This is a genomic window from Streptomyces sp. NPDC087901 (assembly GCF_044742205.1).
GTDB lineage: Bacteria > Actinomycetota > Actinomycetes > Streptomycetales > Streptomycetaceae > Streptomyces.
This window is the reverse complement of record NZ_JBIUUC010000003.1, coordinates 155,812-175,951: the sequence shown is the minus strand read 5'-3', so window position 1 is coordinate 175,951 and position 20,140 is coordinate 155,812. Positions and strand designations below refer to the sequence as shown.

The window sequence follows — 20,140 nt, the reverse complement described above, 5'->3', positions numbered from 1 at the left end:
ATGAGCTATCCGCACGTGAGGACCACGCGCCGTGCCGGGGGAGTTGCTGTACTGGCAGCCGCCCTGGCGCTCTCGATGACCGCCTGTGGCAGTGACGACGGGAACAAGCCGAAGGACGCCGCGTCCCAGGCCTCTACCTCGCCGTCCCAGTCCGACAAGGGCAACGGTGGCGGGGAGACCGTCCCGGACACGAGCACCGTTCTGGTGACATCCAAGAACGATGACGGCATCGAGATGGCCATCAACTCGGCCAAGCGTGACAGCGGTGGGTTCCTCACGGTCACCGGACAGCTCAAGAACAATTCGGGCAAGAGCTACACCATCCCCATCGGCTGGAACGGCAAAGAGGTAGCCGTCGCACTCAAGGACCGCTCCTTGGCGGACATGACCCTTGTCGACTCGGTGGGGAAGAAGCGCTACTACGTCCTGAGGGACACGGACAACCGTCCACTGACGACCACTGGCTTCAACGCGTTCCTCGACGCGGGGAAGACCATCACGTTCTTTGCACAGTTCCCGTCCCCTCCGGACACCACCAGCAGGGTCAGCCTCCTGTTCCACGGGTTCGCCCCGGCGCCGATTGAGATCTCCTGATGAGCGGCACCCTCACCACCACCCGCCGGGTGTCCGGGCGGATGGCGAGCACGGTTCTTGTCGGTGTGCTCGCGTTCGGCGCCGTGGGCGTATCGCAGGCGGTCGCGGACGACAGCCCGTATCCCTCGGCGTCTGCGGAACCGTCCGTCAAGATCGATGCGAACGATTCGGATCTGAAGCTCCCGGACGGGGCCACCCTTGCGCCGGCCAAGATCCTCGACATCAAGTCGGTTATCGAGGACATGGGCGGCGAGGAGCGCCGCGAGGACACCAACTCCGACATCAAGTTCGCGCTCCAGGCCGAGGTTCTCTTCGGCAAGGACAGCGCGAAGCTGAGCTCCGCGGCCAACGGCCGTATCAACGCCATTGCCGCTGAGATCAAGAAGCAGGACGCGAAGAAGGTCCGGGTGTTCGGCTTCACCGACAACCTGGGTTCCTCCGCCCACGGCGACGTGCTCTCCAAGGAGCGTGCGGAGGCGGTGCACAACGTCCTGGACAAGGCCTTGACCGGCACCGGTATCTCGTACGAGATCCGTGGCTACGGCGAGCAGTACCCGATCGCCGACAACGGAACGGAAGACGGCCGCAAGAAGAACCGCCGCGTGGAGGTCTCCTTCGCGCGTGCGGGAGGCTGACAGAGCTGACAAGCGCTTCCGCTTCAAGTCGTGACCTCGCGGCCGATGCCGTATGCACCTCGCATACGGCATCGGCCGCGAGGCTTTGCGGTGGGCGCGGGGCACTGCGCCGGAGCCTGCGCGCAGGGCCGGATACGGCATGGGGCAGTCGAGCGTCAAGCGACGTTTGCTTCGCCTGTCAGTGGTGATCGCCATCATGGCGCCATGGCCAACTCGAACATGAACACCGACGTTGTCTGGCGGCTCCACCACGGTGACCAGGAGATTGCCCGGCTGACCGTGACCGGCGCAGACATGCCCTGGACGCACGCCGACGTCGAGGCCCTTCCGGGCTTCGAAGCGTTCCGCCCGATCTTCAGTGAGCAGGAGCGAGCTGCCGACGAGGAGGACTGGGAGCGCCTCGACGGCTGCTACGAGGAGATCCGCAGCGCGCTCACCATGACGTTCCCCGACGGCAGCCCGGTTGCCGAGTTCATCCTGCACATCCACGACGACGGTACCGCCGGCTGGCGCTGGCACGACGAACCGTTCGACGAGTTGAACTGCTGACTCCGGAGGGCCGGTTGTGTTCGGCGCGACCGTCGGCTCACCGAGCCGTGCTCGACGGCAGGAGCACGGCGGACGTGCCGGCCCGTGACGAGAACGCCGCCGTCCAGGCAGCGGGACGCGACGCGGTGACGGCAAGACCGACGGCCACGTTTGCGAATCCTGCTCACGTGCTCGGCGGCGACACCACGGGGCCGTGGCACTCGACGGTCAGCGCCTCCGTGCCGAACCACTTGGTCGTGAAGGGCTTCTGATCCGACACCATGCGCCCGGCACCGGGACCCGGGCTCGTGCGGTGCCGGGGCGCCCCGCCGTTACAGCAGGTGGTCCGCCTTGCCGGCCTTGATGTCGCGGATCATCTGCTGGAGCGACTCACGGCTGTCGGTGAGGTAGTGGCCCTCCTCGCCCAGGACGGCTATGTAGCCGTTGCCCTCGGCGTCCGTACCCAGCCTGAAGCAATTGTTTCCCTCGCCGCAGTAGGCCTCTTCCCAGTTGATCTCTGACATCTCGAACGTCCTTACATTTGGCATGAGATGGCGTGGACGAAGTCTCTTGATTCAGGGAGGTCGAGCGATGCGTGCTCCAGCCAGTCCAGTTGAGCACGGTACTTGGTCAACTGAGCCTCAGCGTGCATGAATTCAGGACCATGAGCAGAGTCGAGCTGGGCGGTGTCCAGCTGAGGGACCACGCCGTGCGCGTACAGAAGGGCATGTCCGGCCCCAGGGAATACGCCTCGGCTGACCGGGATGACGCGGATATCGATGTGCTCCCGCTCGGACATCATGCAGAGGTGGCGCAGCTGTGCCTGGGTGACCTGCCGGCCTCCGAACTGCATGCGCAAGGCCGCCTCGTGGACGTATCCCACGTAGGGGGTGGGGTCTTCACGGTCGAGCACCTGCTGCCGCTCCATCCGGTGGGCCACCCGCAACTCGACCTCCAGGCGAGACAGGGCGGGCAGTACGGCACCGAATACTGCGCGGGCGTATCCGTCCGTGTGCAGGAGGCCCGGCAGGTGCACGGTCTGGGCTGTGCGGAGGCGCGTTGCATGCCACTCCAGTTCGGCGATGTCCAGCAGGCCCGGAGGCAGCGTTCCCCGGTACTGCTCCCACCACCCGCGCTCGCGCTGTTCCGCCATCTCCACCAGCGCCTCGGTGTACTTGGCGTCGGCGCACGCGTAGTTGCATGCGAGGGTGCGCACGCGATCCGGAGCGATGGGGCGGACCCCAACCTCCATGTTGGAGATCTTCGTTCGGTCCACGCCCAGCAGGCCCGCCGCGTATGCGGTGGTCGCTTCCGCGGCAACGCGCATCTTCCGTAGTTCGGCGCCTAGTCGCTTCTGGCGTTCTGTCGGAGTGGAACTGCTCGGCATGGGGTCCTTCTTCCGCCGACGGTTAGACACAGTCTGACCCTGTGAGGGGGGCCAGTCCAGGAGAGGGAGAGGCAATTGCCTCGAACGCTGTGACACAAGTGCCGTCATTAGGCTACGTTCAGTAACGCACCGCTCACGCAACGCCGAGCAAGAAGTGCATCGCACGGCCCTGCCCGCAGCCTCCTTCCCTGGGAGGGGCGGGTCCGTGTCAGGGAGACAGGCCACTGTTCGTCGTCCGAAACGCGAGAGCCATCCGTGCGCGCCCACGAGGAAGAGAGACACCGCCAACTCGCCACCCGTATCGGGGAGTCAGCCATGCACTCATCTCCACTCGCCGCACTCTGCCCGGCCGTCGCCGAGACGCGGATGCCGTTCCCGGATGCGTACACGCACTCCGCCCAGTCCCGCCCACCGCAGCCCTACCTCCGCCCGAAGGGGGGTTCCGGGCGCTCCGCCCCCGGGCTCGCCCTGAGTTTCACGCTCCCCGGTGATATCCGCAGCGCCCGCATCGCCCGTGCGGCGACCGCCGCCGCCCTGGAGGCGCACGGGCTCGCCCCGTACGTCTGGCCGGTGACGTACGCGGTCACCGAACTCGTCTCGGTCACCGCGCGGATGAGCCCCGGCCGGGAGCTCTATGTCTCCCTGCGCCACCGCGACGACGCGGTCCGCCTCCTCGTCTGGGACCAGCACCCGCACCACACCGAACCCGACCTCACCACCCTCTGTGAGGCGCGCCGCCGACGCGCGCTCTGGCTGCTCGCGGCGGTCGCGGACGACTGGGGTGGCGAGTGGGGCATGTGCGAGGCGCCGCTGCCGCAGCGCGGCACGAAGTCCTGGGTGCTGCTGCCCCGTTGAGCGGGCGTGCGACCGTGCGGCACCTTCCGTCCCCGTCCCCACTCCGGCGATGCGACCCCTTCGCCGTGGGCTGGATTCCGTGCTTGTCCGGTTTCCAGGACGCTCGTAGGCTGATTCGGCCGAGGTTCTGTGCATGCTGAAACCGAGGGGGAGTCTTGCTCAAGCTGGATGCGCCGAGGCGTGGTTTCGAGGTACGGGCGATCTCCGATCACGACTATCCCGAGTCGGAGTGCGGGGATTCCGGCCCGGGGTGGAGCTGGATGTGGGTGTCGACCCCCTTCAACTCGCAGTACGTGCGGGGTCAGTTCACCGACCGGGTCTTCAAGAGGTGCCGTACGTCGCACCGGGACATGGAAGCCTTCGTCCGAGAGAATCTCGGTGACAGCCACCGGCACTGGTCCACCGCGGCAGCCGCCGTGATTCGGGGCGCCACCGTCCAGGAGTTCGTTCTCGTCTGCTCCAGCGACTGGGCGATTGCCTCGTACGAGGTCCGCTCGGGCAGAAGTGCGGAAGCGGGGACTGCCTTCTACAACGGGTGGGTCGGGGCGATGAATGTGGATCCTCGACGCGCGTTCGCGGTGATGGGGTCCCAGGCGCCGGTGCTCATGCCGTGGGCCTGACCGGCCGTCGCGGCCGCGGTACGTACCCTGGCGGCCGCGGTACGTGCCGGGGCGCGGGTCGGTGAACTCGGCCTCGGGTCGGCCCTTTCGGCCGGGCCGTGAAGGAGTTCGACGCGGTGCAGGGCGCCCGCTGCGGCGCGGTGGCTCACACGAGGTGCGGGCTCGAGGTTCTGCTCGAGGTTGTGTACGGCCCAGGCGCGGGTGAACCCGTCGGCCTGAGTTCCCCGCTCTCGGGGCTTTCCGTCGTCACACGCGCCAGTCGGCGCAGTACTGGACGTGCAGGAGGTCCGGCACGTTCCGGCGCGGGCGCGGTTGCGACCACGGACCGGCGCGGAGCTCGGCGCAGCAGTGACCGGCCTTCCGGCGGCGGTGCTGGTGCGAAGGCGCCTCCTCGAGGAGACCACGCAGAGCCGTGCCGTGCTCGCGGAACGCGGTGGAACTGCCCACGACGAAAAGGGTGCGCGCGGCGATGTCGAAACGGAGGTGGTCCCGGTGTGCGGGGTAGAGACGCCGCTGATGGTCGATGGCGCTCTCGTCGGGGAAGTCGTCGTCCGGGGTCTCCGCGACCTGTGGTGTGCCGGTGCCGAGCCGTGCCCGTATCTCCTTCCATGAACCCGTCGGGAACTGGAGGCTGTGATGGAGCAGGACCATGTCCAGCGGGGCCGGGACGCCGGCGCTCGTGACTCCGTCCGGGGCCGTGTTGGCCCGGATCGGCAGGTGAACCAGTGACCTGGCGGACCGGGCGGCCAGGGACCACAGGGCGACGAGTTGTTCGGAGCCCTTGCGGTCGGCGTGCATCGACAGCCAATGGCCCTCGTCGCGCAGTGCCAGCCGGGCCGGGGGCGGGGCGGGCCGGATCACTCGGATCTCGTTGCTGCCCAGCCGCACCTTGTGTATGCGTACCCGCTGTTCCACACGCCCCCCGACCGTTGCCTGCCGCCCTACCCTAGTGCGGCCCCGCGGCCCGGTCCGAGCCGTTGTTCCCGGGCTGGGCCTCCGGCTCGTCAGGGGCCCGGTGAGCCGGCGGCGTCGGGCGGCAGGGTGCCGGTTCCGGTGCTCGGTCCGGCGCCGGGCCGCGGCGCCGGACCAGAGGCAGATACACCTCGTCGACGATCTCCACGAGGACGTCGTCGGGTGCGGTGGGGACTCCGCGTACGACGAACTCGTTGCGCAGCAGGACCATCGCCACGGTGGCGACCCTGGGGTGGAGCGCCTCGGGGAGTGCCTCGCCGCGTGCGGCCGCGCGGCCGAGGACCGTCAGCCAGGGTGCGGCCGCGGCGTCGCCCGACTGGTCCTGGAGCTGGGCCAGGAGCTCCGTCGCGCCACCGGCGGCGGAGAGCAGTTCGCGCAGGATCGCGCCGAAGGGGGAGCTCCAGTTGCGGTTCGCCCGGCGCAGCAGCTCCAGGGCGTCGCCGCGCAGCGTGCCGGTGTCGGGCGGCTGGACGGTCGTGGCCAGCTGCCGGTACGCGGCGATGCCGAGCGCGAGGCGGTTGGGCCAACGCCGGTAGAGGGCGTTCTTGTTGGTGCCGGCGCGGGCGGCGACCTTGTCCATGGTCAGCCCGGCGTATCCCGATGCGGTGAGCTCGTCCGCCGCCGCGCGCAGGATCGCCTCCTCGAGGACGGCTCCGCGTCGCCGCGTCTGCCCGGAGCCCGGTCGCTCCCTCGCGTCACCCGTCATGTCGGCGCCCTTCCGTGATCGGTACTGCTCGTACCTTCTCATTTTCCTGACAGGCTCCGGCGGGCGGAAATTAAGGTACGGTCCGTACCGTAAGTGTTCCGTCAGGAGTGGAGGCGACGCATGCGCGCCAAAGGCATCAGTTACGACACCGGCTGGGTCAGGGACGGGGCGACATCCCGCAAGCACTTCGACCCCGAGACGGTGCGGCGGGAGCTGCGCGTCATCCGGGACGACCTGCACTGCAACGCGGTCCGTGTGATGGGCGGCGACCCGGACCGGGTGGAGTTCGCGGCCACCTGCGCCGCCGACCTCGGCCTTGAGGTGTGGTTCTCGCCCTACCCCCTTGAACTGACCATGGACGAGATGCTGGATCTGTTCTCCGACTGCGCCGAGCGCGCGGAGCGGCTCAGGCTGCGGGGCGCCGAGGTCGTGTTCGTCACCGGTGCCGAACTGAGCCTGATGAACAAGGGCTTCCTGCCCGGCGACAGCACGGACGAGCGGGTCGCGCTGCTGAGCAGTCCGGACCGGGTGCGCGAGATCATCGGTGAGGTCGGGCCACGCGTCAACGAGTTCCTCGGCCGGGCCGCGGCGCTCGTGCGTGAGCGCTTCGGCGGCCGGGTGACCTACGCCGCCGTACCGCTGGAACGCGTCGACTGGACGCCCTTCGACATCGTGTCCCTCGACCTCTACCGGTCGGCCGAGGTCGCCGCCGGGTTCGCCGAGGGCGTGCACGCCCTCGTCGCGCAGGGCAAGCCGGTGGCCGTCACCGAGTTCGGCGCCGCCGGCTACCTCGGTGCGGGCGACCGGGGCGCGCGCGGTCTGGAGATCGTCGAATACGACAAGGAAGGCGGTCCGGCCCGGCTGGACGGTGTGTACGCGCGCGACGAGGCAGGCCAGGCCGCGTATCTGCGCGAGCTGCTCGATGCCTTCGAGACCGGGGGCGTCGACAGCGCCTTCGTCTTCACCTTCGCCCTGTACGACCATGTGCACCGCCCCGGCGGTGACCCCCGCGACGACCTGGATCTGGCGAGCTACGGCATCGTCAAGGTCTTCGAGGACCGGAGCGGAACCACGTACCCCGGCCTGCCCTGGGAACCCAAGGCCGCGTTCGCCGCCGTCGCCGGCCACTACCGGGAGCACTGAGCGCCGGGTGGCCGACGCTAACCGAACCGCTCCACGGGTGTGCGCCCGCCCGCCCGGAACTCGGTCAGAGCCGCACTGAGGTCGCGCGCCGATACGGAGAAGAGCACCGACCGGTCGGCCGCCACCAGGATGGTCCCGCCGCCCCGCACCCGGTGGACGACGGCCACCGCGTCGTCCTCGGGCAGCAGCACATGGCCGAGATCGGCGTCGGGTGAGATGCGGCGGTACAGCGACTCGCCGAACTCGATGAGCCGCTGCTGCTCGGGCGTGGGCTGCGGGGCGTCCGCAGCCGTCCCCGGGTTCGCGTCGTTCATCCCGCCACCCCGTCCTCGCCGGAGGCCGCCGCGAGCTCCGCGATCAGGTCCGCGTCGCGCATCCCGGGCAGGGCGTATCCCTCGGCCTCGTCCCACGGGACGTCGAGATCGTCCATGTGCACGCGCCACTGCGCATCGGGCAGGGCCCGGCGCAACTCCGTCACGGAATCCAGCACATGGGCGATCACGGGCATCAGACGACCGGGATCGAACGGCATCTTGGTGGACCCGGCGACGATCTCCTGCGGCTCGGAGGAACGCGGGTCGTACACGTACAGGCTTTCCTCGTCGGCGTACGGGAACGACGCCATGTGTGCGGCGACGACGCGCTCCACGGAGGCGGACTCGGCCTCGGTCAGCGGGGTCGCGCGGTGCGCGTTGTAGTAGAGGGAGACGCTCATGACGCGAGCGTACGGCGAGGGTGTGACAGCGGCGTCCGGGCACCGGGACGGCCGCCGGAGACCGGGACGACCGCCGTGGACTACGCCGGAGGCGCGGTGCGCCGGAGGCGGGCCCGGAGTTCCTCCCCGGACCGGCGAACTCGGCGGGCAGGCCGGGCAGAAGGGCGAGGGCGGCCGTGACGAGTTCCGCCGGCGCCTTCGGCGAGCGAACGGGCGAGTCGGTGAAGGCGCGTCGCGCGGTCGGAAGCCATCGCGGCCAGTATCCGCCGGGACGGCCTCAGGACCCCTCGCCAGACACGACCGGACACGACCGGACACGACCGGGCCGCCGGCCGGGCGGCCAGCGGCCTCGCCGACGGGCTCGTGACGCCTGCGACCCGGTCAGCTCATGACGTCCGAGGCCTCGGTCACCTCGTGTCGTCCCCGGCCTCGGTCAGCCACCGGATGGTCATCGGTTCGGCGAGGACGAGGTCCAGGACCTGCCTCACATGGCCGAAGTGCGCGGTCGTGAAGTGCTCGGCCAGTGCCGCGGCATCCGTCCACTCCTCCACGATCACCATGCGGGCGGGACGGTTGGGATCGGCATAGGGGCGGTACGCGAGACAGCCCGGCTCCTCCATGGACGGTTCGATCATGGCTTCCAGGGCGGTGCGCAGCCGGTCCTCCCGGCCGGGCGCTGCCAGGCATTCGGCGATGACGACGAGTGACATGCTGACGGACTCCTCGGGTGGCTGGGGGGAATTCACGGACGGACGGGGCCGGAGCCCGCGCCCGATGCGGTGATGGCGGAGCTGATCTCCTCCAGGTCGGACGGGGTCAGCTCGACGGAACCCGCACCGGCCCAGCCGTCGACCTGGGCGGGCTTGCGGGCGCCGACGATCGCGCCCGTGATGCCGGGCCAGGCGAGCGCCCAGGCGAGAGCGGTCTCCGCGACCGTGGCGCCGTGCCGGTCCGCGACGGGACGGAGGCCCTCGGCGAGCCGGAGGTTGGCCGGCAGGCCCGTCGTGAAGTCGTGGTGGGCGGCGCGCCAGTCGCCCGGGGGCAGACCCGCCACGCGCTCCGCGGAGAAGGTGCCGGTCAGCAGGCCGGACTGGAGCGGCGAGTAGACGATGACCCCGGTTCCGTGCGCCCGGGCCCGCCGACGGGTACCGGGGCTGCGCAGGGAGGAGCTGGCCCGCCTGGCAGGCGTGAGCGTGGACCACTACGTCCGGCTGGAGCAGGGACGTACGCTCCACTTCTCCGAGGCGGTGCTGGACGCCGTCGCGCGTGCTCTGCGGCTGGACGCCGTGGAGCGGGACCATCTGCACCGGCTGGCCCGCCCCTGGCCGGGCCCCGGGCAGACCGCGCCGACGCCCGTGCCTCAGCAGGTACGGCCGGGGCTGCGCCGGCTCCTGGACTCCGCCGGTGACGTGCCGGCGTACATCGTCGGCAGGAACACCGACGTGCTGGCCTGGAACGGGCTCGCCGCGGCCCTGATCACCGACTTCGGCGCGCTCCCGCCGCGGCAGCGGAACAAGGCCCGGCTGGTGTTCCAGGACGAGGGGATGCGCAGCCTGTACGCGGACTGGCGGGGCAAGGCGGCCGACGTCGTCGCGTACCTCCGCCTCGACGCCGCCCGCCACCCCGGCGACCCCGCGACGGCGGAGTTGATCGACGAACTCGGCACCAGCAGCGCGGAGTTCCGTGAGGTCTGGGCCGAACACCGGCTCAAGGACAAGACCCACGGGAGGTATGTGTACCTCCACCCCGTCGTGGGCCGTCTCGATCTCGGATTCGAGACGTTGCGGCTGCCCGACGATCCGGACCAGGCACTGATCGCGTACACGGTGGAGGAGGGTTCCGCCTCCGAGACCGCTCTGCGGCTGCTGGCGGCCTGGGCACGGGAGAGTCTGCCGGTGGCGTAGGGAAGGGGAGACGGCGATGTGACAGGGGGCGGGTGACCCGAAAGGCGGCCGGCGGCGCGAGAGCCATCCAGCGGCGCGAGAGACTTCGGGTGACGCGAGAGACAACCGGTGACGCGAGATGCGGCCGACCCGCCATACGGGCACCACCCGCGCCCGCCATCCGGAGGAACCGGGTGTACCGGGCGGGAACGGGAGCAGAAGAGGATGGGCAGTACAAGGCGTCCCCACGGCCTTTGCGCGCGAGGTACCCGACCGTGCCGAACCTCCTACATCCCCGGAGCCTCATCCGTGTTCAGCAAGACCAGCGCTACCGCCGCCGGGGCACCGCCCCGCACGGACGGCTGCCCCGAGACGAGCCGTCCGGAAGCCGGGCGCTCCGGGCCCGGCCGCCCCGGGACGCCACGAAGCTGGCCCGTCGCGCTGCGCCGGACGCCCGTGTCCCTGTGGAACGACGACCTCTCGGACTGGGCGGCGGCCCTCACGTACTACGCCATCCTCGCGCTGCTCCCCGCACTCCTGGTGACGGTCTCCGTCATCGGCCTGGCCAACCCCCATGCCACGCACGCGCTGATCGCCGACATCACGGCCTTCGCCCCGGCGGAGTCCGGTGCCGCACTGCGTCAGCCGCTGGAGGCCGCCACCCAGGAGCGCACCGCGGTGTGGCTGCTGGTCGCGACCGGGACCGTCAGCGCGGTCTGGTCCGCGTCCAGCTATCTGGCCGTGTTCCGGCGGGCGCTGCACGCGATGCACGGCGTGCCGGACACCCGGCCCGCCCTGCGCAAGGCCCACATCATCGTCGTCTCGGCCGTCGGGCTGCTGCTGCTCCTGATGACCAGCGCGTTCGCCCTGGTGCTCTCCGGGCCGCTGGCCCGCTGGCTCGGGCACCGGATGGGGCTCGCGCATCTGGAGGACGCGGTGTGGGCGGTGCTGAAGTGGCCGGTGCTGCTCTGCCTGGTCGCCTGCCTGATCATGGTCCTCTTCCGGACCGGCCCGGCATCCGCGCGCGGTATGCGGCAGGGGCTGCCGGGCGGGGTGCTGGCGGCTCTGCTGTGGCTGGTGGCCTCGGCGGGATTCGCGGTGTACGCGACGTACATCGGGTCCTACAGCAGGCTGTACGGGTCACTTGCCGGGCTGGTGGTGTTCCTGATCTGGGTGTGGTTCACCAACCTGGCGCTGCTGACCGGCGCCCAGTTCAACGTCGAGCTGGACCGGGCGCGGCGCAGCGCTCCGTAGTGCTCAGTCGCCCGTGGTGCCGTCGACGATCTCCCGGATGATGTCGATGTGGCCGTTGTGCCGGGCGGTCTCCTCGACGAGGTGCAGCAGGACCCAGCGCAGATCGGGGTGCCGTCCGTCCCTGCGCGGCTGCTTGGCCGGGGTGTCCAGGTCGTGCGCCGCGACGAGCTCGCGGTAACGGGCGCACTGCTCCTCGTACTCCGCCAGCACGTCGGCGAGCGGCATGTCGACGGCGATGCGCATCTCGCGGTCGGGATCCTCGTCCGTCCACGGGCCCTTGTCCTCCCCGCCGAGGAACGCGACCTCGAACCAGAAGTACTCGACCCAGCGGAGATGGTTGACGAGACCCGCGAGGGTCATCAGGGGAGAACCCGGGAGCGGGGCCTTGACCGCGTCCTCCTGCGAGAGGCCTTCGCACTTGGCCACGGCGGTGGCGCGGGTGTAGTCGAGGAAGGTGGTCAGCTGGGTGCGCTCGTCCCATGCGGGAGGCGAATCGGTGCGTGTCATCGCGTACACGATCGCCGGTCGGACGTGAGGCTGTCCATCACTTAACAGCCGCGTCGCAGCCGCAGCCGCGCCGCAGTCGTGCCGCAGCCGCGCGGTCGCCGGCAGGGGCGAATGGCCGGGGCCTCCTGTCATGGCACCCCGCGGCCCAATGGGGTCCGCCGGTGGGTCCGTGGGCCCACGCACCGGCCCGCGGTGCTCATTACGCTCGTGGTGACCAACCGTGAGCCCCTCAGCAACGGCGCCCGATCGGCGGCCGGACGGGTGCGCTCGCGTGCGCAGGGATCTCCACGCTCTACCTGACCAGCAGGGCGGCCACCTCTCATCCGGCGTGTGCCCGGGCGGATCGGCGTGCCCAGACTTTCTTCATGAGGTGACGTGTCGATGAGTGACGGATTCTTCTACTCGTACCACCTGGGCTGGAGCCGCCCCGACGCCGAGTCGCTGCTCGGCGACCTGGAGGCGGCGGGCGTGCGGCCCGATCATCCGGCCACCCGGCGCATCACGCTGATCGGATCAGGGCCCCAGCAGACCTGCACCCAGTCCTGGGTGACCAGGGACCAACTCGTGCTCCTGACCGGCCTGCAGCGGCTGGACCAGGTCGACTTCCTGCTCTGGCTGCCCACCGGCGCCGAGATCCCGGCCCGGGTCCGGCGGACGGACGACGGCACGGTGGAAGTGCAGTTCGCGCTCGGAGGCCTGAGCGGGGACGAGCGGGAGATGGTCGTCCGCGCGGTGCGGGAGGCGATCGGGAGGGCGTCGGTGCTCTGTGTCGGCTTCGTGGTCGACCGGGACGGCGCCTCGGCCGCCACCGACTGGCGGGGGTTCATCGACAAGGGGACGGTGTACTTCGACCACTGGCCGGACACGCTCGCGGTGCGGCCGGAAGTGGCCGCGGTGCAACCGCAGTTGTCCGGGGTGAACTCGTTCGAGCAGTCGCCCTGGGTCGTGTACGGAAGTGACGTGCCCAACCGGTAGGGGTGGGGCCGGCGAAGGCGGAGGGCCGGCTGCCCGGCCGGTCCCGGCCTCAGCCCGCGACCCCCGTGGCGGCGAGCGCCGCGACCATTCCGGTGGCCACGAGGATCCCCCCGACATAGTCCGTGGCGGTGGCCCCGCTGTCCCGCCAGTAGTGCGGGGTGGCCTGCGCGGACTCCGCGTCGGTGTCGTCCACCAGGCGGTCCACGGACAGGCCCACCGCTGCTCCGGTCGCCAGGATGACCACGGGCATCAGGAACCCCTCGATGCCGGCGACCTGCCACTCCACCGCGTAGCTGTGCCCGTACCCGTAGCCGTAGCCGAGGGCGGCCAACGGGACGGCCAGGGCGGCCGACAGGTACAGGGGCCGGGAATTGCGCCGCTCCTCGGGGAGGGTGCGGGCGGCGGCCAGCACGGTCAGCACGGTGGTGAGGACCGCGGGTACATGCTGCAGCCCCAGCCGCCAGGCGAAGACGTCCAGCCGCTCGTCGGTGGCCAGCAGGTCGACGAGCCCGCGGGAGATCACGTATCCGGAGACGACATGGACGATGGCGCCAGCGACCCAGCACCGGGCCAGTGCGAACAGCACGCCCCCGCCCCCGCCGAAACCGCGTCCGCTTCCCGCCCGGCCTTCCGTCCCGCCTTCCGTCCGGCTCTCCGTCCCGCTTCCCGTCCGGCTCCGACCGCGTTCCGGGGGGCGGAGCCCCCCGCTTCCGGTTCCCCGCCCGTTTCCACCGTTCACGGTTCTCTCCCTCTCCGACGCTCGTCCCGCTGTCTGTGCCCGCACTGCCGAATCCGGCTGTGGCGTGAGCGTACGGCTGGAAAAGACGCCTGACCCGGGCCCGCAGCCCCAACGCCGGGCCTAAGGGCTGTCCGCCGGGGTCGTGCGCGCGCAGGCGGGCGGTATTTGGGCCCGCGGGCCCAAGACGCCTGGCAGAAAGGGTCGTTACGGTCGCCCTATGCCATCCATGGGGGATTTGCGTCGACGGTTTCGCGGGGTGCGGCGCGGGGTGCGGCGTGCCCTGCCGCGCACCGGTGTGCGGTTGCCAGGTGCCCGTGGGCGGCGTGACCGGGGGCAGGGCGCGCTGGAGTACGTGGGGCTGACCCTGGTGGTCGTGGCGATCGTCGGCGCCCTGATCGCCACGGGGGTCGGGGCGGATCTCGCGCAGAAGATGGGCGTGGAGGTCTGCAAGGTCACCGGCGGCGGGAACTGCGGCGGTGACGACGGCGGGGAGGCGCAGGACGGTGCGAACCGTCCGGGTGACGGGGACCCGGCATCTGACGAGGACCAGGACGGGTCGCCGAAGTCACCCGAGCAGACCGCGTACGACCAGGCCCTGAAGGACCTCCAGGACGCGCAGAAGGACGAGAAGTCCAACAGCGACAAGGCGATCGAGGCCGCGAAGGAACTCGCGAAGATCCTCGCCGACGAGCTCGGCATCACCGACGCCCTGGACTGCATCACCAAGGGCGACATGGGTGCCTGCACCGAAACCCTCATCAACGTCCTCCTCAGCCTCATCGGCGGCGCGGTCGGGAAACTCGCCGCGAAGTACGGGGCGCCCTGGAAGTGGAAGAAGGCCTACAAGCTCATCCAGGCCCTCAAGAAGCACGGCGGCGACCTCTACGACGGCCTCAAGGGGCTCATCAAGAGCCGGAAGAAGGTCAAGGACGCCGAAAAGGCGTTGGAGGACGCGGGAAAGAAGCTCGACGGCACCAAGAAACCCAAGAAGGACGACAAACCCGACGAGAAGAAGCCGACCACCTGCCCCGCGAAGCACAGCTTCCTGGCCGGAACCCCGGTGCTCCTCGCCGACGGCCGCACCCTGTCCATCGAGGCGGTCCGCCCCGGTGACCTGGTGACGGCCACCGATCCGGTGACGGGCGGGACCGGAGTCCGCCGGGTCGAGCGGACCATCACCACCTACGACGACAAGCACTTCACCCGGCTGACCGTCCGGACCGGCGGGGCACCGGGCCGGCTCACCGCCACCGACACCCACCCGTTCTGGGTGACCGGCGAACGGCGCTGGACGGAGGCGGGCGACATCGGCCGCGGCGACGCGCTGCGTACCGAGACCGGCTCCACGCTGACCGTCACCGGAGTCACGCGGTTCACCCGGCGGCAGACGACGTACGACCTGACGGTCGAGGGCGTCCACACCTACTACGTCGGCATCGGCACCGCGAACGTGCTCGTCCACAACAACGACTGCGACATGGCGCCGGAAGAGGTCGACGCGGCGCGTAACCCCGGCGTGGGCGAAGGGGACCCCAAGAAGTTCAAGGACCACTTCCTGCGTCACAAGAAGGTCGTCGAGGACGCGCTGGGCACCAAGTACAAGAAGCTCAAGGAGGACGGTCCGCGGTTCCGGGAGGACATCGCGAAGGCCGTCAAGGACGGCACGTTCAAGCTGGTCGGCAAGGGCACGTTGAAGAAGGGCGAGCCCGAGGGGCTGATCTATCGTGGCAACGGCGTGACGATCGTCCTCAAGGAGAACGGCGACTTCTGGACCGCGCTCAAGAGCGGCGAGGGCATGGACACCGCCATCGAGATCACCAAGAAGGTGCCGGTGAAGTAGCCGGCACGGCAGGCACCCGGCCGGTGGCCGGGCGGGAGCGGGGAGCGGACATGAGTGGTTGGACGACGGCCGAGACGGCACTGCGCGACCACTCCGTCCGCGACGTCCTCGTCCCCGGACTGCTGGACCGGGACGGGGAGTTTCCCGAGTTCCGTCCGCAGCCCCTCGCCGTCTGGCTCCGGCTGGACGAAGGGCTGCTGCGGTTCGAGTCCGTCGGCCAGTACGACCGGCTGGACACCGCATCGGTGACCGGCATCGAGTGGGACGGTATCGACCTGCTCGCCGATGCCGAGGACGAGGTGATCGTCGCCTCGTACGGTGAGCAGCTCTTCGGCGACGGACGCGATGCACTGCGCTGCAGCCGCCTGCGCGTCTACCGCGTGCCCGGCGCCGACGACACCGCATGCACCTGCCTGGCCCTCGACTTCGAGGGCGGGCACACCCTGTTCCTCGACCCGACCTGGACCTTCGGCATCAGGATCGGCAACGCGTCGGACGAGCAGCGGTGGCTGACGCTGTACGGCGCCGGGGGAGCCGCGCTCGTCGCCGAGGTGGCCCTGCCCGAAAAGGCCTGACAAGGCCCGAGAAGGCGGTGCCCTCACGCCCGCCGCGGTCGGCGTGCGGTGGTCCGGCTCCGGCGGCAGCGGGGAGATCAGGGAAGCTTGGCGGCCTGGGCGGCGACGAGTTCGGCCGGGAGCTGCGGGGTCTTCGCCGTGAGGAAGTCGGCCACGTAGAACGTGACGACGGTCGACCCGGTCCGCACCAGCTGGAAGACCAGCGGCACCTTGTCGCCCTCGATGCTCCCGGTCACCTGATAGGCGATGCTCTCCTGGCCCGCCGGAGGCAGCGGGAGCTGCTTGACCTCGCTGTACGTGGAGGGGCCGTCCTCGCCCGACGTACGGAAGCCGCCCGCGCAGGCCCGGACCGCGTCCCGGACACCGCGCATGAGCTGCGGCGCGGCGTCCCCGGGGTGCGAAGTGAGGATCTCGGTGACGACGGTCCGGTCGTCCTCGCCCTCCTCCGACGTGGCCATGACGGTACGGAAGACAGTGGCGGCCGGGGCGGGCCCGGGGGCGCCGTTGATCACGGCCGCGAGCGGTTGGCAGTCCTTGTTCTCGGAGTGCTCCGTGCCGGTCTCCTCGCTGCCCTGCAGGGGCGCGACCTCGTAGCCCGCCACCTCGCCGGTGGTCAGCGCGATCCCGGCCAGCCCGGCCTTGTCGAGGACCTCGCCGGTGCTGGTGGGGGTCGACGTGGGGGACGGGGCGGGTTCGTCGGCGGCAGGGTCCGAGGCGGGTGTCCCGCTCGGCTGTCCGCCCGGCTTCCCGCTCGGTTTCGCGGTCGTGCCCGCGGTCTTTCCACCGTCCTGCTCGGACGACCCGCCGTCCGGCCCGCAGGCGACGGCCGCCAGGCAGAGCACTGCTGTGGTGGCCGCGATGGCCGCCGTACGTGCCTTCGTCACTGACCTGCTCCTGACCGGCGAACCGCTGCTGCCGACGCTGTTCCCGCACGGACTTGGCACGGTAACAACCGGAGCGCACCGGATGCGTGGGCCCACGGGCCCAACACCGACCGGCAATTGGGGGTGGGTGACTGTCCAGCGCCGCTGCCCCGTCGCCGGTCGGCCCAGGTCACGGCGGTCCGGAGCCGAGCAGCGTCCACGCCCCGTACGCCGCCGACGCCACGGCGAGCACCGCGACGACGGTCACCGTACGGGCCGTGGAGCGCACCCGGGCCAGCGCGACGGCGGGCGGCAGCAGGAGCGGGAAGGCGGGCATCATCAGCCTGGGCCGGGAGCCGAAGTACCCGGAACCGATCAGCGAGATGACGACGACGGCGATGCCGTAGACGAGTACGGGCAGCGGCTGACGCTGCCGCACGCACAACGACACCAGCCAGCCGAGGGCGGCCAGCGCCGCGCACAGCCCGAGCATGCCGGGCAGCGGCAGGCCGAGGATGAAGGAGGCGAGGGCCGCTCCGCCGTCGATGCTGTTGCCCCACTGCGCCTGGACATCGAAGTAGGCGAACGCACTGCCCTCGCGCACCGCGACGAACACCACGTACGCGAGCCAGCCCAGCGGCGCGATGACCACCCCCAGCAGCATCCGGCCGTTGCGGCGGACGATGCCGTCCGTGGCGCCGGCCCGGTACTCCCGTACGAGGGTGACGGCGGCCGTGACCGCGAGGGCGGCGATCAGCGCGGCGGCGGAGGGGCGGGTCAGCCCGGCGAGCACGCACAGGGCACCCGCCACGATCCACCGCCGGGTCAGCACGGCGTACAGCGACCAGGCGGCGAGCGCGGTGAACAGGGTTTCGGTGTACGCCATCGACTGCACGAACGCCGTCGGGTACACCCCCCACAGCGCGGCCAGCACCACCCCGGCCCGGCGCCCGTACAGCCGCGCCCCGACGGCGAAGATCCCCCAGGCGGCGAGGAGCCCGGCAGCCCAGGCCACCAGCAGCCCGGCGCCTGCGAGGCCGAGCGGGGTCACCTCCGCGATGCCGCGTTCCAGCGCGGGCAGCAGCGGGAAGAAGGCCAGGTCGGAGTGGACGCCCACGTCCGGGAGCGTGACCGTGTACCCGTAACCGTTCTCGGCGACCCGCTGGTACCAGACGGAGTCCCAGCGCTCACCGAGCAGATGCAGCGCGTCCTTCCCGGCGGCCGACGCGGCGGCCCAGAAGACGAGGAGCCCGACGATCCGCACCGCGGCGTACGCGCCGAGCGCCGGTGCGGCGACGGCGAGGGCGGCGGCGGCCCGTCCGCGGATCGGGTGGTGCTCCGGGTGCGGCTGGGCGGGGGTGACCTGGGAGGAAGGCGCGGCGGGCATACCGCCGATTATCTCTGCCGGCCCGCACCGCGGCCGTGGGCGGGGCTGTCCCGGTCCTTGGTGCGGGGTTCCGTCCTCAAGCGCCGGACGGGCTTGGGTGCGGGTGTCCCCGTGGGGTGCGCGGTGTGCCGGTGGGTGGGGGTCCGGGGCCCCTCCGGGGTGTCTCCTCGGACGACGAACGTTCGGCGGGTACGCATGGCGGGTCGGGTATCTGTTCGTCGTCCTGCGGGGACTCCCCTGCACGGCCCCGGACCCGGCCGTCTTGCGTCTGCGACAGTCATCGGACTGATCTGCACACGCAGGGCGGTCGGGTGGGGCCGTGCAGGGGGGTCCCCGCAGGAAATGGCGTACGACCCGGGTTCATCACGTCACCGGGTGCACACGCCATTTCTGAGGAGACGCCCCGGAGGGGCCACACCCCCACCCACCGGACAAGGCGCACCCCGTCCCACGCGGAGCACCCGCACCCAATCAAGCCCGTCCGGCGATTGAGGACGGAACCCCGCGCCCCGGACCGGGCGCACCGCGCCCGGAGGCCGGTTCAGCCGGTCTGCGCGATCCGTACCTGAGTACCGGGCCGCAGCCCCCACTTCGCCATCGCGCCGGCCTCCGACTCGATCACGTGCCGGGCCCGCAGCCGGGGCAGACCCAGCCGCCCCGGCTTCATCGTGTGCACCGCCACGACGTTGAACTTCCGGTCCAGGTAGGCCACATCGATCGTGAACCGCATACGGAAGGAGTGCACACTCCCGCAAGGCGTGATCATCAGCGCGCCGTCGACCCCGTCCTGGCCGAGCAGCCCGCGGGTCCGGTGACGGTACGAGGCCGCGATCCGCAGCGGCACCACGGTCTCCCGTTCCCCGTCCACGTCCCCGCCCCGGTCCGTGATGGTCAGCGTTCCTGTTCCATTGCGCCATCGAGCCATGGCCACGACCGTAGCGCCACGTGACGGCGTCTGGGTCCGTATCGGCGTGGAGTGGGCCCCAGGGCCCATGGCCGGTGCCTGCGGGGCCGTCTAGGGTTTATGCCGTGTACGCCATGCTGATAGGGGTCGCCGCCCTTTGGGGGGCCGCGACCGGACTGCTGGTACCGCGCGCCGCCTACCGGTTCTCCGTCGAACCGGACGACGCGTGGCGGGATGCCTGCCCTGCCGGCCACACCCTCACCGGGCCCGGCCGCGGCTGGCTCGGTTCCACACGCTGCACGACCTGCGCCGAGACGGGCGCGGCCGCCGCCGTGCGCGCGGCAGCCGGGCCGGGGCACGCCGGACCCGATCCGCTGGGCGACGCCGGGCCGGACCCGGTCGGCGATGCGGGCGACGGAACCGGTGAGGCCGACGGCCCCGGCACCGCACCCACCGCACCCACCGCACCGCGCAGGAACGGCGCGCGCTACGCCCCGCACATCCTGGCCCCCGTCGTCACCGCCCTGGGCTGCGCCGCCCTCGCCGCGACCACCGGGGCGCGCCCCGAGCTGGCCGTCTGGCTGCTGCTCACCCCCGTCGGCGTACTCCTCGCGACCATCGACCGCCGTGTCCACCGGCTGCCGGACCAGCTGACCCTGCCGGCCGCGGCCGTGGCCGCCGTGCTTCTCGGCCTCGCGGCCCTGCTGCCGGAGCACGGTGGCGCCTGGCTGTCCGCCCTGCTCGGCGGTGCCACCCTCGGTGCGTTCTACTTTCTGCTCTTCCTCATCAACCCGAACGGGATGGGCTTCGGCGACGTCAAGCTCGCCCTCTCCCTGGGCGTGGCCCTCGGCTGGTACGGCTGGGCCGTCGTGTTCGCCGGAGGGTTCGCGGGGTTCCTTTTCGGTGCGGTGTACGGGCTCGTGCTGGTGGTCATGCGGCGTGCCGGGCGGAAGACGGGCATCCCGTTCGGCCCGTTCATGATCGCGGGTGCGCTGCTGGGGATCCTGTTCGGCGGACTGGCCGCCTGAGGCGTCCCCGGACGGCCTCCGCCCCTCCGG

The 20,140-nt window shown here is 71.0% G+C and carries 25 protein-coding genes; 12 read left to right on the top strand and 13 right to left on the bottom strand.

Annotated features, from left to right (window positions below; all coding sequences use genetic code 11):
- The 3 genes from ACIOEW_RS10320 to ACIOEW_RS10310 all read left to right on the top strand — a co-directional run bounded on the left by ACIOEW_RS10320 (position 1) and on the right by ACIOEW_RS10310 (position 1,778).
- Positions 1 to 594, top strand: a complete 594-nt coding sequence (locus ACIOEW_RS10320) for a hypothetical protein (protein ID WP_401963149.1) — start codon at positions 1 to 3, stop codon at positions 592 to 594.
- Entirely contained in the window at positions 594 to 1,229 is a 636-nt protein-coding gene (locus ACIOEW_RS10315) for an OmpA family protein (RefSeq protein WP_401963147.1), read from the top strand. The genes ACIOEW_RS10320 and ACIOEW_RS10315 overlap by 1 nt, the downstream gene beginning before the upstream one ends.
- 204 nt (positions 1,230 to 1,433) lie before the next feature.
- Complete coding sequence (locus ACIOEW_RS10310) at positions 1,434 to 1,778, top strand: hypothetical protein (RefSeq protein WP_401963145.1); 345 nt, start codon at positions 1,434 to 1,436, stop codon at positions 1,776 to 1,778.
- Between the two features lie 311 nt (positions 1,779 to 2,089).
- On the opposite strand, the gene ACIOEW_RS10305 is transcribed toward ACIOEW_RS10310, so the two are convergent.
- Complete coding sequence (locus ACIOEW_RS10305) at positions 2,090 to 2,281, bottom strand: hypothetical protein (protein ID WP_401963144.1); 192 nt, start codon at positions 2,279 to 2,281, stop codon at positions 2,090 to 2,092.
- A gap of 11 nt (positions 2,282 to 2,292) precedes the next feature.
- On the bottom strand, positions 2,293 to 3,144 hold the full coding sequence (locus ACIOEW_RS10300; protein WP_362556863.1) for a DUF5753 domain-containing protein: 852 nt from the start codon (positions 3,142 to 3,144) through the stop codon (positions 2,293 to 2,295).
- A gap of 315 nt (positions 3,145 to 3,459) precedes the next feature.
- Here ACIOEW_RS10300 and ACIOEW_RS10295 point away from each other — a divergent pair, with 315 nt between their 5' ends.
- Positions 3,460 to 3,999: an ATP-binding protein gene (locus ACIOEW_RS10295; protein WP_401963142.1), complete on the top strand. Its 540-nt coding sequence runs from the start codon at positions 3,460 to 3,462 to the stop codon at positions 3,997 to 3,999.
- A gap of 155 nt (positions 4,000 to 4,154) precedes the next feature.
- On the top strand, positions 4,155 to 4,619 hold the full coding sequence (locus ACIOEW_RS10290; RefSeq protein WP_401963140.1) for a hypothetical protein: 465 nt from the start codon (positions 4,155 to 4,157) through the stop codon (positions 4,617 to 4,619).
- A gap of 246 nt (positions 4,620 to 4,865) precedes the next feature.
- On the opposite strand, the gene ACIOEW_RS10285 is transcribed toward ACIOEW_RS10290, so the two are convergent.
- A complete protein-coding gene (locus ACIOEW_RS10285) occupies positions 4,866 to 5,534 on the bottom strand; it encodes a hypothetical protein (protein ID WP_401963138.1) in 669 nt (222 codons plus the stop codon).
- 31 nt (positions 5,535 to 5,565) lie between these two features.
- A complete protein-coding gene (locus tag ACIOEW_RS10280) occupies positions 5,566 to 6,297 on the bottom strand; it encodes a TetR/AcrR family transcriptional regulator (protein ID WP_401963137.1) in 732 nt (243 codons plus the stop codon).
- A 120-nt stretch (positions 6,298 to 6,417) separates the two neighbouring features.
- On the opposite strand from ACIOEW_RS10280, the gene ACIOEW_RS10275 reads away from it, so the two are divergent.
- Positions 6,418 to 7,440: a hypothetical protein gene (locus tag ACIOEW_RS10275; protein WP_401963136.1), complete on the top strand. Its 1,023-nt coding sequence runs from the start codon at positions 6,418 to 6,420 to the stop codon at positions 7,438 to 7,440.
- Between the two features lie 17 nt (positions 7,441 to 7,457).
- On the opposite strand, the gene ACIOEW_RS10270 is transcribed toward ACIOEW_RS10275, so the two are convergent.
- The 4 genes from ACIOEW_RS10270 to ACIOEW_RS10255 form a co-directional block, all read right to left on the bottom strand.
- Positions 7,458 to 7,754, bottom strand: a complete 297-nt coding sequence (locus ACIOEW_RS10270; RefSeq protein WP_362556872.1) for a hypothetical protein — start codon at positions 7,752 to 7,754, stop codon at positions 7,458 to 7,460.
- Complete coding sequence (locus ACIOEW_RS10265; RefSeq protein WP_362556874.1) at positions 7,751 to 8,155, bottom strand: hypothetical protein; 405 nt, start codon at positions 8,153 to 8,155, stop codon at positions 7,751 to 7,753. Before ACIOEW_RS10265 ends, ACIOEW_RS10270 begins: the two co-directional genes overlap by 4 nt.
- A 407-nt stretch (positions 8,156 to 8,562) precedes the next feature.
- Positions 8,563 to 8,865, bottom strand: a complete 303-nt coding sequence (locus ACIOEW_RS10260; RefSeq protein ID WP_401963134.1) for a putative quinol monooxygenase — start codon at positions 8,863 to 8,865, stop codon at positions 8,563 to 8,565.
- A gap of 32 nt (positions 8,866 to 8,897) precedes the next feature.
- A complete protein-coding gene (locus ACIOEW_RS10255; protein ID WP_401963830.1) occupies positions 8,898 to 9,266 on the bottom strand; it encodes an aldo/keto reductase in 369 nt (122 codons plus the stop codon).
- On the opposite strand from ACIOEW_RS10255, the gene ACIOEW_RS10250 reads away from it, so the two are divergent.
- Together ACIOEW_RS10250 and ACIOEW_RS10245 are read left to right on the top strand one after the other, a co-directional pair.
- The gene (locus tag ACIOEW_RS10250) at positions 9,265 to 10,059 is read left to right on the top strand and encodes a helix-turn-helix transcriptional regulator (protein ID WP_401963132.1); all 795 of its coding nucleotides are present in this window, start codon (positions 9,265 to 9,267) and stop codon (positions 10,057 to 10,059) included. The two genes, ACIOEW_RS10255 and ACIOEW_RS10250, sit on opposite strands and share 2 nt — an antisense overlap.
- Positions 10,060 to 10,347: 288 nt before the next feature.
- The gene (locus tag ACIOEW_RS10245) at positions 10,348 to 11,292 is read left to right on the top strand and encodes a YihY/virulence factor BrkB family protein (RefSeq protein WP_362556878.1); all 945 of its coding nucleotides are present in this window, start codon (positions 10,348 to 10,350) and stop codon (positions 11,290 to 11,292) included.
- 3 nt (positions 11,293 to 11,295) lie between these two features.
- Here ACIOEW_RS10245 and ACIOEW_RS10240 read toward each other — a convergent pair whose 3' ends face one another.
- Complete coding sequence (locus tag ACIOEW_RS10240) at positions 11,296 to 11,799, bottom strand: DinB family protein (protein WP_362556880.1); 504 nt, start codon at positions 11,797 to 11,799, stop codon at positions 11,296 to 11,298.
- A gap of 381 nt (positions 11,800 to 12,180) precedes the next feature.
- On the opposite strand from ACIOEW_RS10240, the gene ACIOEW_RS10235 reads away from it, so the two are divergent.
- The gene (locus ACIOEW_RS10235; protein WP_362556882.1) at positions 12,181 to 12,774 is read left to right on the top strand and encodes a hypothetical protein; all 594 of its coding nucleotides are present in this window, start codon (positions 12,181 to 12,183) and stop codon (positions 12,772 to 12,774) included.
- A 49-nt stretch (positions 12,775 to 12,823) separates the two neighbouring features.
- On the opposite strand, the gene ACIOEW_RS10230 is transcribed toward ACIOEW_RS10235, so the two are convergent.
- Complete coding sequence (locus ACIOEW_RS10230) at positions 12,824 to 13,360, bottom strand: hypothetical protein (protein WP_362556884.1); 537 nt, start codon at positions 13,358 to 13,360, stop codon at positions 12,824 to 12,826.
- A gap of 421 nt (positions 13,361 to 13,781) precedes the next feature.
- Here ACIOEW_RS10230 and ACIOEW_RS10225 point away from each other — a divergent pair, with 421 nt between their 5' ends.
- Positions 13,782 to 15,353: a polymorphic toxin-type HINT domain-containing protein gene (locus tag ACIOEW_RS10225; protein WP_401963129.1), complete on the top strand. Its 1,572-nt coding sequence runs from the start codon at positions 13,782 to 13,784 to the stop codon at positions 15,351 to 15,353.
- 50 nt (positions 15,354 to 15,403) lie between these two features.
- Complete coding sequence (locus tag ACIOEW_RS10220) at positions 15,404 to 15,928, top strand: hypothetical protein (protein WP_401963128.1); 525 nt, start codon at positions 15,404 to 15,406, stop codon at positions 15,926 to 15,928.
- Between the two features lie 77 nt (positions 15,929 to 16,005).
- Here the strand turns inward: ACIOEW_RS10220 and ACIOEW_RS10215 are convergent, their stop codons facing one another.
- The 3 genes from ACIOEW_RS10215 to ACIOEW_RS10205 all read right to left on the bottom strand — a co-directional run bounded on the left by ACIOEW_RS10215 (position 16,006) and on the right by ACIOEW_RS10205 (position 19,103).
- Positions 16,006 to 16,812 carry a hypothetical protein gene (locus tag ACIOEW_RS10215; protein WP_401963126.1) on the bottom strand — a complete coding sequence of 269 codons (807 nt, stop codon included), beginning with the start codon at positions 16,810 to 16,812 and terminating at the stop codon, positions 16,006 to 16,008.
- A gap of 169 nt (positions 16,813 to 16,981) precedes the next feature.
- Complete coding sequence (locus ACIOEW_RS10210; protein ID WP_401963124.1) at positions 16,982 to 18,178, bottom strand: hypothetical protein; 1,197 nt, start codon at positions 18,176 to 18,178, stop codon at positions 16,982 to 16,984.
- Between the two features lie 541 nt (positions 18,179 to 18,719).
- On the bottom strand, positions 18,720 to 19,103 hold the full coding sequence (locus ACIOEW_RS10205) for a DUF192 domain-containing protein (protein WP_362551266.1): 384 nt from the start codon (positions 19,101 to 19,103) through the stop codon (positions 18,720 to 18,722).
- A 104-nt stretch (positions 19,104 to 19,207) separates the two neighbouring features.
- On the opposite strand from ACIOEW_RS10205, the gene ACIOEW_RS10200 reads away from it, so the two are divergent.
- Positions 19,208 to 20,110: a prepilin peptidase gene (locus ACIOEW_RS10200; RefSeq protein ID WP_401963121.1), complete on the top strand. Its 903-nt coding sequence runs from the start codon at positions 19,208 to 19,210 to the stop codon at positions 20,108 to 20,110.
- Positions 20,111 to 20,140: the final 30 nt, after the last annotated feature.

What these genes read in the sequence shown, in the direction of transcription:
- ACIOEW_RS10320 (WP_401963149.1), top strand. Translation starts at nt 1, where the DNA reads ATGAGCTATCCGCACGTGAGGACCACGCGCCGTGCCGGGGGAGTTGCT.
- ACIOEW_RS10315 (WP_401963147.1), top strand. Translation starts at nt 594, where the DNA reads ATGAGCGGCACCCTCACCACCACCCGCCGGGTGTCCGGGCGGATGGCG.
- ACIOEW_RS10310 (WP_401963145.1), top strand. Translation starts at nt 1,434, where the DNA reads ATGGCCAACTCGAACATGAACACCGACGTTGTCTGGCGGCTCCACCAC.
- ACIOEW_RS10305 (WP_401963144.1), bottom strand. Translation starts at nt 2,281, where the DNA reads ATGTCAGAGATCAACTGGGAAGAGGCCTACTGCGGCGAGGGAAACAAT.
- ACIOEW_RS10300 (WP_362556863.1), bottom strand. Translation starts at nt 3,144, where the DNA reads ATGCCGAGCAGTTCCACTCCGACAGAACGCCAGAAGCGACTAGGCGCC.
- ACIOEW_RS10295 (WP_401963142.1), top strand. Translation starts at nt 3,460, where the DNA reads ATGCACTCATCTCCACTCGCCGCACTCTGCCCGGCCGTCGCCGAGACG.
- ACIOEW_RS10280 (WP_401963137.1), bottom strand. Translation starts at nt 6,297, where the DNA reads ATGACGGGTGACGCGAGGGAGCGACCGGGCTCCGGGCAGACGCGGCGA.
- ACIOEW_RS10275 (WP_401963136.1), top strand. Translation starts at nt 6,418, where the DNA reads ATGCGCGCCAAAGGCATCAGTTACGACACCGGCTGGGTCAGGGACGGG.
- ACIOEW_RS10270 (WP_362556872.1), bottom strand. Translation starts at nt 7,754, where the DNA reads ATGAACGACGCGAACCCGGGGACGGCTGCGGACGCCCCGCAGCCCACG.
- ACIOEW_RS10265 (WP_362556874.1), bottom strand. Translation starts at nt 8,155, where the DNA reads ATGAGCGTCTCCCTCTACTACAACGCGCACCGCGCGACCCCGCTGACC.
- ACIOEW_RS10260 (WP_401963134.1), bottom strand. Translation starts at nt 8,865, where the DNA reads ATGTCACTCGTCGTCATCGCCGAATGCCTGGCAGCGCCCGGCCGGGAG.
- ACIOEW_RS10250 (WP_401963132.1), top strand. Translation starts at nt 9,265, where the DNA reads ATGACCCCGGTTCCGTGCGCCCGGGCCCGCCGACGGGTACCGGGGCTG.
- ACIOEW_RS10240 (WP_362556880.1), bottom strand. Translation starts at nt 11,799, where the DNA reads ATGACACGCACCGATTCGCCTCCCGCATGGGACGAGCGCACCCAGCTG.
- ACIOEW_RS10235 (WP_362556882.1), top strand. Translation starts at nt 12,181, where the DNA reads ATGAGTGACGGATTCTTCTACTCGTACCACCTGGGCTGGAGCCGCCCC.
- ACIOEW_RS10220 (WP_401963128.1), top strand. Translation starts at nt 15,404, where the DNA reads ATGAGTGGTTGGACGACGGCCGAGACGGCACTGCGCGACCACTCCGTC.
- ACIOEW_RS10210 (WP_401963124.1), bottom strand. Translation starts at nt 18,178, where the DNA reads ATGCCCGCCGCGCCTTCCTCCCAGGTCACCCCCGCCCAGCCGCACCCG.
- ACIOEW_RS10205 (WP_362551266.1), bottom strand. Translation starts at nt 19,103, where the DNA reads ATGGCTCGATGGCGCAATGGAACAGGAACGCTGACCATCACGGACCGG.